Source organism: Comamonas kerstersii (assembly GCF_008801935.1).
GTDB lineage: Bacteria > Pseudomonadota > Gammaproteobacteria > Burkholderiales > Burkholderiaceae_C > Comamonas > Comamonas kerstersii.
The window spans coordinates 48,662-64,082 of sequence record NZ_VZOT01000011.1; the positions used below are offsets into that span (position 1 = coordinate 48,662).

11 protein-coding genes are annotated in these 15,421 nt (G+C 59.4%); 3 read left to right on the forward strand and 8 right to left on the reverse strand.

Annotation, left to right across the window (positions count from 1 at the left end):
- Positions 1 to 175 precede the first annotated feature (175 nt).
- The gene (locus tag F7P80_RS13305) at positions 176 to 2,416 is read right to left on the reverse strand and encodes a protein-disulfide reductase DsbD family protein (protein WP_151045429.1); all 2,241 of its coding nucleotides are present in this window, start codon (positions 2,414 to 2,416) and stop codon (positions 176 to 178) included.
- Positions 2,417 to 2,664: 248 nt separating this feature from the next.
- Positions 2,665 to 4,167: an MATE family efflux transporter gene (locus tag F7P80_RS13310; RefSeq protein WP_151045433.1), complete on the reverse strand. Its 1,503-nt coding sequence runs from the start codon at positions 4,165 to 4,167 to the stop codon at positions 2,665 to 2,667.
- Between the two features lie 91 nt (positions 4,168 to 4,258).
- Here F7P80_RS13310 and F7P80_RS13315 point away from each other — a divergent pair, with 91 nt between their 5' ends.
- Positions 4,259 to 5,116, forward strand: coding sequence for a creatininase family protein (locus F7P80_RS13315; RefSeq protein ID WP_151045436.1), 858 nt, complete (start codon positions 4,259 to 4,261; stop codon positions 5,114 to 5,116).
- On the opposite strand, the gene F7P80_RS13320 is transcribed toward F7P80_RS13315, so the two are convergent.
- Positions 5,101 to 5,673, reverse strand: coding sequence for a hypothetical protein (locus F7P80_RS13320; protein WP_151045439.1), 573 nt, complete (start codon positions 5,671 to 5,673; stop codon positions 5,101 to 5,103). The genes F7P80_RS13315 and F7P80_RS13320 overlap by 16 nt on opposite strands.
- Before the next feature lie 134 nt (positions 5,674 to 5,807).
- Positions 5,808 to 6,479, reverse strand: a complete 672-nt coding sequence (locus F7P80_RS13325) for a histidine phosphatase family protein (RefSeq protein ID WP_058879485.1) — start codon at positions 6,477 to 6,479, stop codon at positions 5,808 to 5,810.
- A 250-nt stretch (positions 6,480 to 6,729) separates the two neighbouring features.
- On the opposite strand from F7P80_RS13325, the gene F7P80_RS13330 reads away from it, so the two are divergent.
- Complete coding sequence (locus tag F7P80_RS13330; RefSeq protein ID WP_170265389.1) at positions 6,730 to 9,024, forward strand: TonB-dependent receptor plug domain-containing protein; 2,295 nt, start codon at positions 6,730 to 6,732, stop codon at positions 9,022 to 9,024.
- A gap of 176 nt (positions 9,025 to 9,200) precedes the next feature.
- Positions 9,201 to 10,331 (forward strand): cytochrome-c peroxidase, encoded by a 1,131-nt coding sequence (locus F7P80_RS13335; RefSeq protein ID WP_151045445.1) that lies wholly within the window; start codon positions 9,201 to 9,203, stop codon positions 10,329 to 10,331.
- An 85-nt stretch (positions 10,332 to 10,416) separates the two neighbouring features.
- Here F7P80_RS13335 and F7P80_RS13340 read toward each other — a convergent pair whose 3' ends face one another.
- From F7P80_RS13340 to F7P80_RS13355, 4 genes are all read right to left on the reverse strand, one after another.
- Positions 10,417 to 11,562, reverse strand: coding sequence for a DUF1513 domain-containing protein (locus F7P80_RS13340; protein WP_240183996.1), 1,146 nt, complete (start codon positions 11,560 to 11,562; stop codon positions 10,417 to 10,419).
- A gap of 7 nt (positions 11,563 to 11,569) precedes the next feature.
- Positions 11,570 to 12,589, reverse strand: a complete 1,020-nt coding sequence (locus F7P80_RS13345; protein WP_151045448.1) for an imelysin family protein — start codon at positions 12,587 to 12,589, stop codon at positions 11,570 to 11,572.
- Complete coding sequence (locus F7P80_RS13350) at positions 12,589 to 14,064, reverse strand: di-heme oxidoreductase family protein (protein ID WP_211372042.1); 1,476 nt, start codon at positions 14,062 to 14,064, stop codon at positions 12,589 to 12,591. Before F7P80_RS13350 ends, F7P80_RS13345 begins: the two co-directional genes overlap by 1 nt.
- A 152-nt stretch (positions 14,065 to 14,216) precedes the next feature.
- Entirely contained in the window at positions 14,217 to 15,398 is a 1,182-nt protein-coding gene (locus F7P80_RS13355) for an imelysin family protein (RefSeq protein ID WP_054066009.1), read from the reverse strand.
- Between the last annotated feature and the right edge of the window lie 23 nt (positions 15,399 to 15,421).

Below are 15,421 nucleotides of genomic sequence, written 5' to 3' on the forward strand. Positions count from 1 at the left end.
GCCTGCCAAACTGCATCCACAGCAACCTCCTTCGGGAGGTTTTTTGCTGTTTGCAGGCGCGGCAGCCAAGGCTGCTGGCCCTCAAAAAATAGAGCTGCTAGCGCTTGTTTTTAAAGTATTTCAGGCATAAATCATACTGAAATCTTTGTTTTTCAAGCGCTGGCAGCTATTTTTATCAGAGCGTTGCCAGTGCGTCATGCACTTCCTGGCGGGTGAGTAGCTCGGTCATGACGATGGGCGCCTTGCCTGGTGCCAGTAGCACATACACGGGCACACCATTGCGGCCAAGGGCCGCCAGCGCGGCGGTGATGGTGGGCTCGCGCCGCGTCCAGTCTGCGCGCAGCAGGGCCACGCCATGAGCCGCAAAGTCGGCCAGTACCTTGGCGTCCGACAGCGTAGTGCGCTTGTTGTACTGGCAGGTCACACACCATGCGGCGGTGTAGTCCACAAACACGGGGCGGCCCTGTGCCAGCAGCTGCTCCTGCGCGGCGGGGGACCACGCCTGCCAGCTGCTGCTGCTCTGGCTGGCCTGCGCGACAGGCTCGGTGATGGAGCGGCCCATGCCCTGCACCAGCCATGCCGAAAATGCCAGTACCAGCACACCCAGCAGCACGCGTGTGCGGCCCTGCAGCGTCAGCACCCACACGAGGGCGGCCAGACACAGCAGCAGCGCCAGCAGGGCGGCTGCCCCGTCAATCCCGCTTTGCTGGCCCAGCACCCAGACCAGCCACACGACGGTGGCAAACATGGGGAAGGCCATGGCGCGGCGGAAGGTGTTCATCCATGCACCGGGACGTGGCAGCCAACGCAGCAGGGCAGGCACAAAACTCACCAGCACATAGGGCAGGGCCATGCCAATGCCCAGCGCGGCAAATACGGCCAGCGCCTGCACAGCAGGCATGCCCACGGCAAAGCCCAGCGAAGCACCCATGAAGGGCGCGGTGCAGGGCGAGGCAATCGCCACCGCCACGACACCGGAGACAAAGGCATCGCCCAGCGGGTGACGCGCATGCAGATTGGCTACGCGGTCGGGCACGATATTGCCCAGCTCAAACACACCGGCCAGGTTCAGGCCGATCAGGGTGAACAGTGCTGCCAGCGCGGCGACCACCAAGGGCGATTGCAGCTGAAAGCCCCAGCCCAGTTGCTCACCCGCTGCACGCAGGGCCAGCAGCAGAGCACCGAGCGCCACAAAGCTCAGAATCACCCCGGCTGCATAGGCCAGACCACCGTGGCGCTGCGCGCGCTGGTCACCGCCATGGCGTGCAAAACCCATGAGCTTGATGGCCAGCACCGGAAAGACGCAGGGCATGAGGTTGAGCAGCAGGCCACCCAGCAGGCCACCGACCAGTGCCATGGCCCAGCTGCTGGCGCTGGGGACATCGCTGATGGGCTGTGCTGCAGCCTGATTGGCCGCCAGTGCAGCCGCCAGTGCAGGGGACACCTGAGCCAGCTCTGCCGCTTTCCACTGGCCTTGTACGGCTGCTGTCAGCTGCCAGGCCTGTGAGGGGGGCGCATGGGCTACATCGCCTGTGGCACCGGGCAGACCCAGCACAAAGTCCAGCATGGCCGGCGTGTCGCCACGCATGGTGGACAGCGGCAGCTCGGCACTCCAGACATTGCCATCCCAGCGCTGGGCGATGGGTGCTGCATGCTGAAAGGTATCTGCCGTTTGCGGGTAAAACGCCAGGGTCTGTCCCTGCGCCAGAGCAGGCAGGCCTTGCACGCGCAGCTGTACGCGGTCGCTATCAGGCTGGGCACTGAGGCTGGCTTGCGCTTCAGGTAGAGCCTGCGGCACCTGGGCCAGCGCCTGTGCAAATTCGGTGGCCCACTGGGTGTCGCTCACATCGGTGGGCAGGCGCAGCAGGAATTCGCCTTCTTCCGGAATGCACTCCACACGGCACACCAGCCAGGAAGCATGCAGGCGCAGCTCGGTGCTGTGGTCGGTACCGGGCTGAAATGCACTGCCAACGGTGACGGGCACAGGCAGTAGTACCGTGCCTTCATAACCGTAGTTGAGCATGTCGCCCACACGAATCTGCTGGGGGACGGGCCAGTCGATATCACCAGCCTGCATGCCCGCAGGCAGTGTCCAGCTCAGCTGCGTGGGCAGGCCGGAATCACCAGGGTTCTGCCAGTAGGTATGCCAGTCTGGCTGGTGCTGGATGCGCAGCCCCAGCGTCAAAGGCTTGCCAGCTGCCACACCTTCCGGAGCCAGAGCTACCAGCTGTGCCTGCACATGCGGGGTGGTGATGGTGTCTGCAGGGCCTGCGGCAGCAGCGCTGCCCAGATTCAGCCGCAGCTGGGCATGGGCAACCATGGGCAGCAGGACGGCACAGAACAGCCATGCCACAACACCCAGGGTCAGCGCTTGTGCATGGAAACGGCGGAAAGAAAAGAAACGGCGAGTTGGCATGGCAAAGCTTGGAGGCAGAAACCGTATTGTGGTTCCCCGCGCACCCGGTGTGCAGCTTTTTCTGCCTGCGCTGCGGGGTCAGCTAGGGCGTGTTCACATCAACATTGGGTTCGCTGCCCCTGATTATGGAGATCACAAATGGGGTTGAAGGCTTGGGGCGGTCTGCGTTGTTGCGGCGGCTTGCAAGGCGCCCGGCATTGCTGCGCCACCGCGCCTAGCATCCCATCCCCAAGCCTTCAACGCGAATCTCAAGCTTTATGTGAACACGCCCTAGGGCGTGATGACGGGGCGTCGGGCTGGTGCAGGCGCCGCAAGGCGCAGACAGGGGCTGGGGGCTGACCGCCAATTTCGGCGGGTGTGGCCACGGTCTCTTCATCGGCAGTGGGCAGCATGTGTGCCTCGCGCCAGCGGCCCCAGCGGTAGTAGGCCAGACTCATGAGCATGGCGCAGATGGAGCTTGCGGGAAAGCTCCACCAGATGGCATCTGCACCCAGCCAGGGCTGCAGCCATTTGGCCAGCGGCAGGCGTATGCCCCACAGCGAAATGGCCAGAATGACCAGCGGTGGAATCACGGCGCCGGTAGAGCGCACCACACCGGAGATGACAAAGGTCACGCCAAAGAACACAAACGAGCCAATGGCAATGTGGTTGAGGTGGCGCGCTGCCTCAAGCGCGGCGCTGCCTGCGGGGAGAAACAGGCCCAGTACATGGCGATCCAGCAGCACCAGCGGAATGATCAGCAGACCGGTCATCCAGATGTTGCACCAGATGCCTGCAGTGGCGGTGCCATCCACGCGCTGCCAGAGCTTGGCGCCCACATTCTGTGCCGCCATGGTGGAGCAGGCCGCGCCGATGGCCATGGCCGGCATTTGCACATAGGTCCACAGCTGCAGCGCCGCGCCGTAGGCGGACGAGGTGTCAATGCCATAGCTGTTGACCATGCTCATCATCATGAGCATGGCCAGCGAAATCATCACCATCTGTGCGCCCATGGGCAGGCCTTTGACCACCAGCGCACGCAGGATGGCCGCATGGGGCAGGAAGTAGTGCAGCTGCCTGCGCCCAATCCACAAGGGGTGTCTGCGGTGGTAGAGCCACAGCAGCATGGCGACAAAGCTGATGGCGTTGGACACCAGTGTGGCGGTGGCCGCGCCGGTGATGCCCATGGCCGGGAATGGCCCCCAGCCAAAAATCAGTACCGGGTTGAGAATGACGTCCAGCACCACCACCAGCAGCAGGAACAGAAACGGGGTGCGGGTATCGCCTGCACCGCGCAAAATGGCCGAGACAAAGGCAAACAGGTACAGCAGCGGAATGGCCAGAAAGATGACGCGCAGATAGCTTTCAGCCAGCGGCAAGGCTGCGTCTGGCGTGCCCATCCAGTTCAGAATGTGGCGTGACAGCGGGTAGCCCAGTGCCGCAATGCCTATCGATGCAAGACCAAAAAACGTGGCGCTGGTGCCCATGACACGGCGGGCCTGCTGCAAATCTTTGGCCCCCATGCTTTGCGCGACGAGGATGGTGGCAGCCATGCCCACGCCAAACACCAGCCCAATCAGCAGGAACATGATGTTGTTGGCATTCGCCGTGGCGGTGATGGCGGCTTCACCCAGGTAGTGACCGATCCACATGGCGTTGACAGAGCCATTGAGGGACTGCAGCACATTGCCCGCCAGAATGGGCAGGGCAAACACCACCAGGGTGCGGGCAATAGGGCCTTGGGTCAGGTCTCGGGTAGGGCTGGAGGGCATAGAGGGATTGTGGGTCTATCGTGCGCCCAGTCTGCCGGACAGCGCCTAAGATTGCAGCATGTGCCAAAACACCACCTCTTTTTCTTCTGACATGGCAGATGCTGCTGCATTGCAGGCTTGGCCTTCCAGGCGCTGGGCCGATGTGTCCGCACGTGACTTTGCGCTTGCCCAGCGCAGCGGCCTGGCGGCGCAGACGGTGGCCATCCTGCCGGTGGGCGCGGTGGAGCAGCATGGCCCACACCTGCCGCTCAAGGTCGATACGGCGCTGGTCGAAGGCGTTGTGGACGCGGCCCTGCCACTGATGGCTGCCGATGTGCCGGTGCTGGTGCTGCCTACGCAGGCTATTGGCTTGAGTCTGGAGCACCAGGACTACGCGGGCACGCTGAGCCTGTCTCCAGCCACCTTGCTGGCCCTCTGGACGGAGCTGGGGGTCTGCGTGGCACGTGCCGGGGTGAAGAAGCTGCTGATCTTTAATGCCCACGGCGGCAATGTGAGCAGCATGGACATCGTGGCGCGCCAGCTGCGCATGCAGTGCGGGCTGCTGGTCTACCACAGCAGCTGGTTCAACCTGCCGCAGCCAGCAGGTGTGAACGAAGCCTTCAGCGCCCATGAACACCGCTTTGGTGTGCATGGTGGCGAGACCGAGACTTCCATGATGCTGCATCTGGCACCTGAGCTGGTGCGCATGGAGCATGCGCGCAACTTTGCCAGCAGTTCCGAAGTGCGAGCCCGGCAGTTTCCCATTCTGGGCAATGGCAAAAGCGCCAAGCTAGGCTGGGCCATGCAGGACTACAACCCTCAGGGCGCAGCGGGCAATGCCGCTGCCGCAGATGCTCAGCGCGGGCAAGCACTGGTGCAGGGGGCTGCTGCCAGTCTGGCGCAGCTGTGCGCAGAAATTCATGCCCTGCCTGAGGGCACGGTAGGTGGGCAGCCTCAGCCGCTGGGTTGATCGTCCAGCAGCACGGACTCCAGCTGCCAGTGGTGCAGCACTTCACGCAGTATGAGCAGGGCTGCTGCGGCCTGCGGGGTCTGCGGCACATCGTGGATGGGCACCTGCGGGTGCATGGCTTGCATGACCAGCAGATTGAACAGTGTTTCCACCGCCTCGCGGCGCACGCTGTGGGTGTGTGCCTGGGCACGGCCCAGTGCACTGCGACCCACGGCATGCAGCAGCCGGTCATTGAGCAGCAGCATGCTGTGCGCTGGAATCTGGGTGGCCACAGGCATGATGGTGTCTTCGACCAGCATGATGCCGTGTTCCAGCTGGGCCTCGTTCGGCATGCGGTTGCCAAACACCTGCTGCGCCAGCAGGTCCAGCCCCAGAGGCAGTTGCAGGGCCACAGGCGCGTCGGACCCGTGCGGCTGTGCGTAGATCAGCACCTGGCTGCTGTGTGCGAACAGGTGCAGGCACACCAGCGCCTGATCGCCACACAGGCGCTGCCAGCGCTGGAGCGTAGCAGCAGGTGGTCGCGGTGCATGCGTGTCAAGGCTGACGGAAGAAGACATACTGCATCCCTGAAGGTCGGACTGACCATTGTGCACCGGCCGTGTGACAAATGCTTGCGAATTCTTGTGCAGACCTGCACTTTGCAGCATGTGCTTACATCGCTGTAGTGCTTTGCCAGCAATTGTCTATGCCTTCAGGCAAATGTCTCCCAGCCTCGGGTGTCTGGCGTATCCAGATGGTTCAGAGTGTTGAAGCTTTGCAGCATCAGACGCTTGGGGCTCATGCTCAGCGCTGTGATGGCAGTATTGCGGATGCGCATGTTGAGGGCGATCGCCACTTCGGGGGAAGTGCCCAGCACGGAGCTGATAGCGGTGGCAATCGGCCCGCCGCTGCTGACCACCAGCACTTGGCCTGCATGGTGCTGCTGGCGCATCTGCTCCAGTGAATGGCGCACCCCGTCTGAGAAGGCCTGCCAGCTGGGCATGCCTTCGGGGGAAATGACGCCAGCCATCCATTGCGCCAGCGCATCGCACAGCAGACGAAAGTGGGCCTTGAAGCCTTCGGGCGTGCAGGCTGGGCCCAGAGGCTCAGCCTGCATACACCGTATCAGTGCATGGCTGTCGTACTCATTGAGCGCAGGCAGTGCCGTGGCTTCGGGCAGGCCGGGCAGGCCGTCCTGTATGCCCGCCAGCGTCTGCACATGCCGCTGCAGCGTGCCGGTGTAGGCCGCATCAAAGCGTATGCCGCGCTCCTGCCAGTAACGCCCCAGCTGCTGCGCCTGCTGCAGGCCCAGTGCGCTGAGCTGGTCATAGTTATCGGCCCCGAAAGACGCCTGGCCGTGGCGAACAAGGTAGATGGTTCCCATGCACAGGGATTCTGATTAAGGCCTTTTGAAGAGGCTGTCTTTTGCGTGACCAAGGTATTTTTACTGATTATCTAAATGATAACCATTCTTATTTTTATATAGAATCGCTGATTCTTTAAAGATACAAATGGAGAGGTGAAAAAACATGGCCACGTGGGAGAGAGTCATCGCAGTAGCTGCGGCATGCGGGGTAGGAGGTGCTGCGTGGGCAGTAGATGATGAAAGTGGCCACAGTGCAGCAGAAAAAAGCATGCCGACCGTCCACGTGACAGCACAAAGTTTGGAGGTGCGCGTTTATACACGTGAAGAGATGGATGCAACCCCAGAAGGTAATCGCGATATCTCTTCACTGGTAGCGAACCATCCTGCCGTGCGGCAGAACCCCACAGTAAATGGGGCTGGTAATCGCGGCAGCTTAGCACCAGAGTCTTTCTCCATCCATGGACAGAGTCCGTACCAGAATCAGTTTCAGGTCGATGGCATCAGTGCTACGAATGTCATCAGTCCTCAAAATCAGAACCTGAATTTGCAAGTGGGCAATGTGCCTGGGTTTTCGCAGGCCTACAACATTGACACAGAACTGCTTGATTCAGTGGAGGTGTATGACAACCGTGTGCCCGTCGAGTTTGGGCGTTTTACGGGTGGTGTGGTCGATGCACAGATCAAAACGCCTCAGGGCACCAACAAGGTGGAGGTCAAGCGCAGCTTTAACAGCTCAAACTTGACGCAACAGAAAATGCCGCCCCGCGTGACAGAAGCCTGGGAGGAGGGGGAGCCCGGATATTCGGCACGCTGGAAGAAACACTTTTCGAGCATCAACGCTGATGTAAAACTGTCAGACGAGACTGCCGCATTGCTGGCTTTTTCCCGGCGTGAGTCGGAGATTCAGCGCACAGGCAAGGTGCTTGACCGTACTTCTGGTATCCCCAATGGCAAAACGACGCGATTGGTCGCGACCGACCATAGTGACCAGGTGGACAACGTTTTTGCCAAGTTCCATAGGCGCTGGGGACAGGGGCTAGATACCAATCTGACGTTGAAATACGCCGATCGCCAGGAACATCTGGTCGACAATTTTTTTGCCGATACTGCATGGACCAATCAGCAAAAAGCTTATGGCATCGGCCTGGATGCCACACAGGTGCTGGATGTTGGCAAGCTGAGCCTGAAGTTCGGTCTGGACCAATTGAATGCGCAGCGTAACTCCAGCGGGACGGAGTTCGTCACGCAGCAGTTTGCTGACAAGTCGCTCAGCCAATATACCTATGGGGGATTTGGCACAGAAGCCTTGGAGCAGCAACAGGTGACTGCCAAGTTGCGCATGGACTGGAAGACGCTGCAAACAGGAGCGGTGAGTCACAAGATTTATGCGGGCGTCGACGCGCAAAGCATTGATGCGCATTTTGACCGCAAGCAAGATGCGTATGCCTATCGCGCCGTACAGCAGTTGGATGGCTCGCAAAAGTATTTCAATAAAACCCACTATATGGCTGGCAAGGTGAAGGCTGGCTATAACAGCACGTCGCTGTATGTGAGTGACACCATGCAGTGGGGCAACTGGAGCGCGATACTGGGCGCGCGGGTTGATCGTGACAACTATTTCAAGAATACCAACTTTGCGCCGCGTGGCCGTGTCGATTGGGACGTGCTGGGCAATGGCAAGACACAGCTGGGGATTGGCTGGTCGCGTTACTTCGGTCTGGACCTGCTGGGCTATGCGCTGAGCCAGGAAAAAAGCAAGCTGCAGCGCCAGCTGATTGACTCTAAAGGCAACCCTGTCGATAAGCCTGCCGCAGGCCAAATCCATCTGATCGATGGTGTGAAGACGCCGCGTTCTGATGAATGGGCCTTCGGGGTAACGCAGCAGCTGTCTGAATATCTGGAAGCTGGGCTTACCTATGTGCGGCGCACGAGTCGCGACTCGGTGACAAGCGATTCCATTGATGGCCAATACGTATACACGAATGGTGGTTATGGCAAGTCTGAAACGGCTACGTTGAGCCTGCAGACGCTGCGTCCCTGGAATGCGCTGGCTGCCCAATGGCGCGGTCGGGTCGATTTCAGCTGGCACGATGCTTGGCGCAACCATGATATGGCCGAGGCTTGGGCTGCAGAAGCCAGCCTGCCAGATGACGTGATTATTTATAACGATCAAAAGATCCTGCGCAAAGACAAGCCTGCCAGTGATTTCAATCAACCGCGGCGGCTGAGCATTGGCTGGACAGGGGTCTGGCAAAAACAAGGTGTGACCTGGGGGAATCGTGTCAATTGGAATAGCAGCAAAAGTGGCATCACATACCTGGGGGTTTCTGCCAAGCCAGAGCAGTTAGAGCGCTATGGCTCTCAGCGACTTGCATCGTATTGGACCTGGGACACTTCCATCACCTGGAAGCCGCAGCAGATCAAGGGATTGCTTCTGAATGTCGATGTTCTGAACCTGCTCAACCGCATGGCGCCGATTGCAGTGGCAACACCGACTGCTGCGAACAATGTGCGTTATCAGACCGGACGTGAAATTTGGTTGAACGTTGGGTATGAGTTCTGAGAATGAGTGTCGCTTGATAAGCTGATTAAAGCGACAGTATTTAAAAGTGCGCAGCTAGGAATGGCTGCGCTTTTAGTTTTATGGCATACACAATGAGACGGAGTCTAAAAAGAAATATGCGACGTACTTTCTGGAGTATCGCAGGCGCGGTTGTTTGGCTGACGAGCATGACCACTATGGCTCAAACCATACGCGTGGAGCCTAACGCCACCACCAAACTCGCCCAAGCCTCTGCTCCCAACACGGCTTTGGCACGCTTGCTCAGTCCCGTGGACAACCAGGCCTTCGAATGTGGAGAGCAAGCAGGCTGGAATATCGAGTGCCTGCGCTCTCGCTACCAGGGAACCCCTGGGCATTGGCCCAAGCCGGTGATTGATGAAGGCAAGGCATGGAAGGAAATGGCACCGGTTCCTGCGGTGCAGCCGCCTGCGGATGCCAAGGCAGAAGCGCAGCGTGCTTTGGGGGCGGTGCTGTTCTTTGACCCGGGTTTGTCGCGCAAGGGCGCGGTCTCTTGCGCTTCTTGTCATCAAGCCGACAAGGCGTTTACCGATGGGCTGGCGCAGAGTGTGGGTGAGGACAAGCTCATGGGGCGTCGTCGTGCACAGACCTTGTTTGCTGCGCCATTCTCGGAAAAGCTGTTCTGGGATGGCCGTGCAGGCTCTCTGGAAGAACAGTCCAAGGGCTCCATCCAGAACACCTTTGAGATGAACAACACGCTCGACGCTGCGGTGGCCCATGTGAATGCACAGCCCCAATACCAGGCGCTGATACAGACGGCCTACGGCACTCAGAAGGTGGATGAGGATGAAATGGTGGCGGCCATTGCCAGTTTCGTGCGCACCCTGCGCCCATCGACAACGTTGGCGGATGAAGTGATTGCTGGCGACACAAAGGTCCTGTCTGACCAGCAGCTTCTGGGCTTGCACCTGTTCCGGACGAAAGCACGCTGCATGAATTGCCACAGTGGTGCGCTGCTGACAGACAACGAGTTCCATGACCTGGGCCTGTCGTTCTATGGCCGGCGCAATCAAGATCTGGGCCGCTTTGAATTTACACGTGACAAGGAAGACTTAGGCCGGTTCAAGACGCCGAGCTTGCGCGGTGTCGTGCAAGGAGGCCCCTGGATGCACAACGGTTTGTTCCCAGACATGCATGGCCTCATGCGTCTGTACAACATTGGTATGGGGGTGGTTGCAGGTGACCCGGCGACAGACCCCTATATACCGCCGAAGTCTCCACACATGAAGCCGATTAACTTGAATGCCGAAGAGATTGACGCCTTGGTAGAGTGGCTCAGACTTTTATAAACCTGTAGCAGGCAGAAGCCTTTCTGATGAAAAGCGACGCCAGTTTTGAATCAAAACTGGCGTTGCTGTTTAGGCGTAGATTTTTTCAGATCTGCACCCAGTGGTTATCCAGCGCCAGTGGTACTGCTGCAGCAATGGTCTGGCCTTGAGGCCATTGCAGTACCTGATGGCTGCCTCCAGACCACAGCATGGCGCTACGTGCTTTCAGAGAGTGGGTCACCACGCTGTCGTTGCTGATGCAGTACACGCCTTGCTGCGTGTTCTGTTGCACGCACTGGGCGGTGCCGTCTGACGCTTCAGGAGGAAGCCACCACGTCAGTGTGTTGGCGCGTGGGCAGCTGACAGCAAAGTGTGTGCCGTCGCTGCTGATGTCGCCGCCATAACCTTGCCATTGCGCGCCTGCAGGCAAGGGCACGGCATGCAGGTGCTGGCCGTCCAGCAGGGCCAGTACCGGGGCGGACTGCTTGTGCTCGGGGTGGTCATGCTCGGCCTGCAAGGCAATGCCCAGCCAGCGCTGCTGTGGTTCCCATGCGACCGCTGGCCCCCAGGCCAGGTGGCGCAAACTCAGGCGACGATCTGGCAAACGCCATTGGCCAGCAATGCTTCCAGCATCTTGCGGGCTCAGTCTGACAATGGAGGAGTCCATGTGCGTCAGCTTGAGCTTGCGCCTCCCGGTCTCGGGCTGAGTGGGAATGCCACCATTGGCCACCATGATGCTTCCGTCCTTGTCCAGCAGCAGCTGGTGAGGGTCCATGCCGCCTGTATGCCATTCGGCAATTTTTTCCAGGGTGTGTACATCGCGCACGCCAATCAGCCCCTGGCTGTCGGCCAGATCGGTTTCCGTGGTGTACAGGTGCTGGCCATCCAGGCTGGCAATTACATGGCCGTTGAAGGCCCGGTCAGGCTCAATCCACAGCCATTGCTCTTGTCCGCTCGGCGCAATGTGCAGCAACCAGTCGCCGGGGCGGCGGCTGGCAAACAGCAAGCTGCCATCTGCCAGCTGTGTCATGCCATGGGCTCGGGTCGGAATGCTGTGTGCTTGCACGATGTGCAGTGGCTGCTCAGGCGCACTGGGGGCGGCCAGTACACCCACAAACAGGTCTGAACCTTGTGCCCATGCAGCAGCAAAGCGCACGTGCTGGCTGTTGGCTCTGTTTTGGCCCCATGTATGCAGGGGCAGCATGGCTAGCACAGCCATGCTTTGCAGCCATTGTCTGCGAGTCGTTGGCATGGGAGTCTTAGTCGCCATCGGCGTCAGAAAAGCCAATGCTGATGTCCAGGGCCATGGCCACATCGGTTTCTACCAAATGCTTCAGCTGGCGGAGCGCTTCGCTGGCAGGTGCGATAGCCTGTAGATCGGGTGCTGTGACTGCACGCATCGCCGCATCTGCTTGCTGGGTTGCGGTGCGTAATGCTTGTGCCAGGTGACTCCATCCCCTGGCTTCTACCAGCGCAGTAATGCTGACATGGTGGGGCTGCTGGGGCATGCCAATCGCCAGCTGTTGAAGTGCTGTCCACTGTGCTTGCCAGCTTTGCAGCGTGCCCTGGCTGGCGGCGCGGGTCAGCGGTGCGGGTTTACTGGCTGTGGCACTGCGCAAGGGCTTTTCCATAGACTGCCAGCGCAAGCGCTCCAGACCACCAATCCATTGGTTCAAGAATTCTGCATTGCTCTCAAAGTCCAGTGGACTATCTTGGGCAGCAGCCTGGTTGGCCTGATACAAGGCCAGCAGCTCTTGGGCAATATCGGCAGTCACCAAGGTGGCGTAGTGGCACTGTGGCGTGTGTGGCTGAGCTACCTCGGGCCACAGCAAATACTCTGCGGCAGGCAGTCCTTTGGCTGGTGCGCCAATGGTTTCCATGGCAGCCAAATCTTTGGGTGCTTTACGCAGGGCGGATTTGAGCAGCGGCATGCGCATGGGCTGAAAGTCCACCATGCGTGCTGTGCGGCGTTCAATTTGTGGTCCCATCGCAAGGGTAGATAGGCGATCCCACTGCTGGCTGGTTTGCACAAATTGCGTACGCACTGCGGTGATGTCTGCTTTGCCAGCGCAGTAGTTGTGCATGCGTTGCTGTAACTGGTTTGCGGCGGCACTGGTCTGCGCTGACTGCGGCACAAACCATTGGCTGTACAAGGCTTGAGCAGCAGCGCCTGAGGTCAGAGGCGCTGCAGAGCGAACAGGCGTCTCGGTGGTGGTCGTGCAGGCGCTGAGGAGACATATAGAGAACGCGGCAGGGATAGCGAGAGAGAAGTTGCGCATTACAAAGATTCCACAAATTTCACCAAAGCCTCACGGTCTTGGGCGGATAGATGGCGGAAGTGTTCCTTGGCTTGTTCCGCCTCACCGCCATGCCACAGGATGGCCTCAGCCACGCCGCGGGCACGGCCGTCGTGCAGCAGTCGATGGTGCTTGTTCACGGCTGTCAGCAGGCCGACGCCCCACAGAGGCGGTGTGCGCCATTGGCGGCCATTGGCGGCAAAGTCAGGGCGGCCGTCAGCCAGTGCCTCTCCCATGTCGTGCAGCAGCAAATCGGTATAGGGAGTGATGGTCTGGTTGCTGAGTGCCTGGCTGCTCAGGCTGGGGAACAGGGCTTCACCAGTTTGGTAACTGGGACGGTGGCATTGCGCGCACTGTGCAGCATGGAACAGCGCTTGGCCGCGCAGCACTTGCTCGTCTTTCGGGTTCCTGCGAGCAGGAGGCGCGAGAGTGGCTTGGTAGAAGATGACGTCATCGAGCACATAGTCTTCAATTTCCACACCATCTTTGCCGGGTGCATTGCCGTTGGGGGCCGCAAGGCAATCGGCTTGTGCCGCGGTGCATGTTTGCTGCGGGAAATGCTTTGAGGTAATGCCAATGTCGCCGTGGAAGGCAGCCGCTGTTTGGTGCGCCAGGCTGGCGACGTTGGCTTTCCATCCAAAACGGCCCAGCATCATGCGCTGCCCGTAGGCATCCCAGACGTAGTTAGCCTGGCCTTTGATGGGGCCGGCAGTGGCGGCTTGGGCTGCGGCATTGGCCAGAATTTCCGATTCAGGAATGGCTTCTAGCAAACCCAGTCCGATGACTTGCGGCGCAATGCGTGGGCTGAACATGAAGTCTGCCGCCATGGGGCCGTAGCCCAATTCTTCAAAATGGTAGATGGGCTTTTCCAGCGTGTAGGCTGTGCCATCGGCATAGTGGCCATGGACGGTTTCGTAGCTGATTTTGAGCTGCCCTTCTCCTTTGACACCATTGATACCCATGGTGTTGAACTGGTCGCCATAAACGGGCTCATGCTTAGGGCCGCCGTGTGTATCCGTGCCGGGTACAGACAGACGAATCAGCAAGCCCGCAAAAGGCTGGGGCGTGAGAGGGTTATGAAAATCAGGCGGCTGCGCACGGCCATCCTGCACGTGGCAGCCACCGCAAGAGCGTGCCAGGAAGTGGGGCCCCAGACCGTCGCGCGCCGTGGTGGAAGCGGGGGCCTGTACCCAGTTGCGCTTGAAGAAAGAGTTGCCAACGGCAAAGCGCGTGCGCTCGGCATCGTTCAGGTTGGCTGCAGGCAAAGAAAACGCATTGCGCCCGTTGGAGTACACCGTAGTGTTGCCCCCAGGTAAAGCATTGGCATCAGGCGGTGCAAACAGTTGCGAAGGTGTGCTGCTGCTGTTGGAGTTGGAGTCGCTAGACTGTTGTGCAGAACACCCCGCCAAAATCAAGGCAGAGGCCAGTAGCGTCATGTGAACGGGGAGGTGCTTCATTGCGTAGATTCCAGCAATAGACAAAGTCTAAATTTGATAGCTATAAAAACTGAAGCTGCTAGCGCTTGTTTTGACTGAATTTCAAAGAGATAAAGCTTTGAAATTCAGCTGTACCAAGCGATAGCAGCTCTTCTTTTTAATCAACGCAAGGTTTAGGGTTCGACCAGATTCAGCTGTTCAAAGCCAACAGCCTTGGCGGCTTCTACCAAGTCCTTGCTTTGCTGGGTCAGTGCATCAATGGTGGTTTGAATCTTGGCACGTGCAGTACTGTCGCGTGCCCCTTGGATGGCTTGGTCAAATGGTGCGGGAATGGCATTGGCTGCAGCCACAGACTTTGCAATCTGCAAGGTGGTTTTTTCTGCAACCGCCTTATCATGGGCCGCCACCCAGTCACGCAGGCCGGGGCCCTTGAGTTCGGAACCGTCCAGGCGCTTGTAGCTGCCCAGCCAGACGTTTTGAATGCCCTGGGCATTGGCGACGGCATCACGGTGGGTGTTGTCCGAGAAGCAGGAGTGCTCATCTTCCTGGTCACGGCTGGCCATGGCTACTTCCAGACGCTCTCCTGCCAGCTCTCCGCGGGACAGGGAGCCCAGGCCCACAAAAATCTTGCGCAAAGATGCTTCGCCACCTTTTTCAAATTCCGCGCGGAAGTTGTCCTTGACGCCGGGCTTCCATTGATCCGCTACGGACTGCAGATCCTCCAGCAGCAGTTCTGTGACCACCTGCAGATATTGACGGCGGCGGTCTGCATTGGGGGCTTTGCCATCGATAAAGTCTGTAAAGGGGCGTGCGCCGGGGCCGTTGTCATTCAGGTCCTGTCCCCAGAGCATGAACTCAATGGCATGCCAGCCGGTGGAGATGTTTTCTTCACCATCGTGCTCGTTCAACTCAGCCAGACGCTCTTTGGTGATGGCTTCGCTGCGGTTATTGATGAGGCCAGCTTTTTCATCGCCCACAACATAGTCCACATAGGACTCGTCCATGGGCCAGGCATTGATCTGGCCTTCGGGGCCATCTTCGTTGTCAATCGGACCGTCGTAGAAGCGGAAGGCTTCGGTCTGCCCGTAGAACTCGCGCGCATTCAACCACGCTTTGCGCGCTGCATCCTGGGTAGCCTGGCTGGGGTTGGCGATGAAGGCATCAATCGCTTGCTGCATCTGCTTGGCTGCCGCAATGCTGTCGCTGTAGTTGGCATATACCAGGCTGCTGTAGTGCTGCAGCACATCCTGTGCCTGAATTTGGCTGGTAGCGGCAGCTGCCGGTGTAGTTGCAAAAGCAGGTGCAATGGTTGTAGCGCCCAAAGCGATGGCGCTGGCAATCAGGTAGCGATACATAGAAGTAGGCAAAGAGGCTGAAA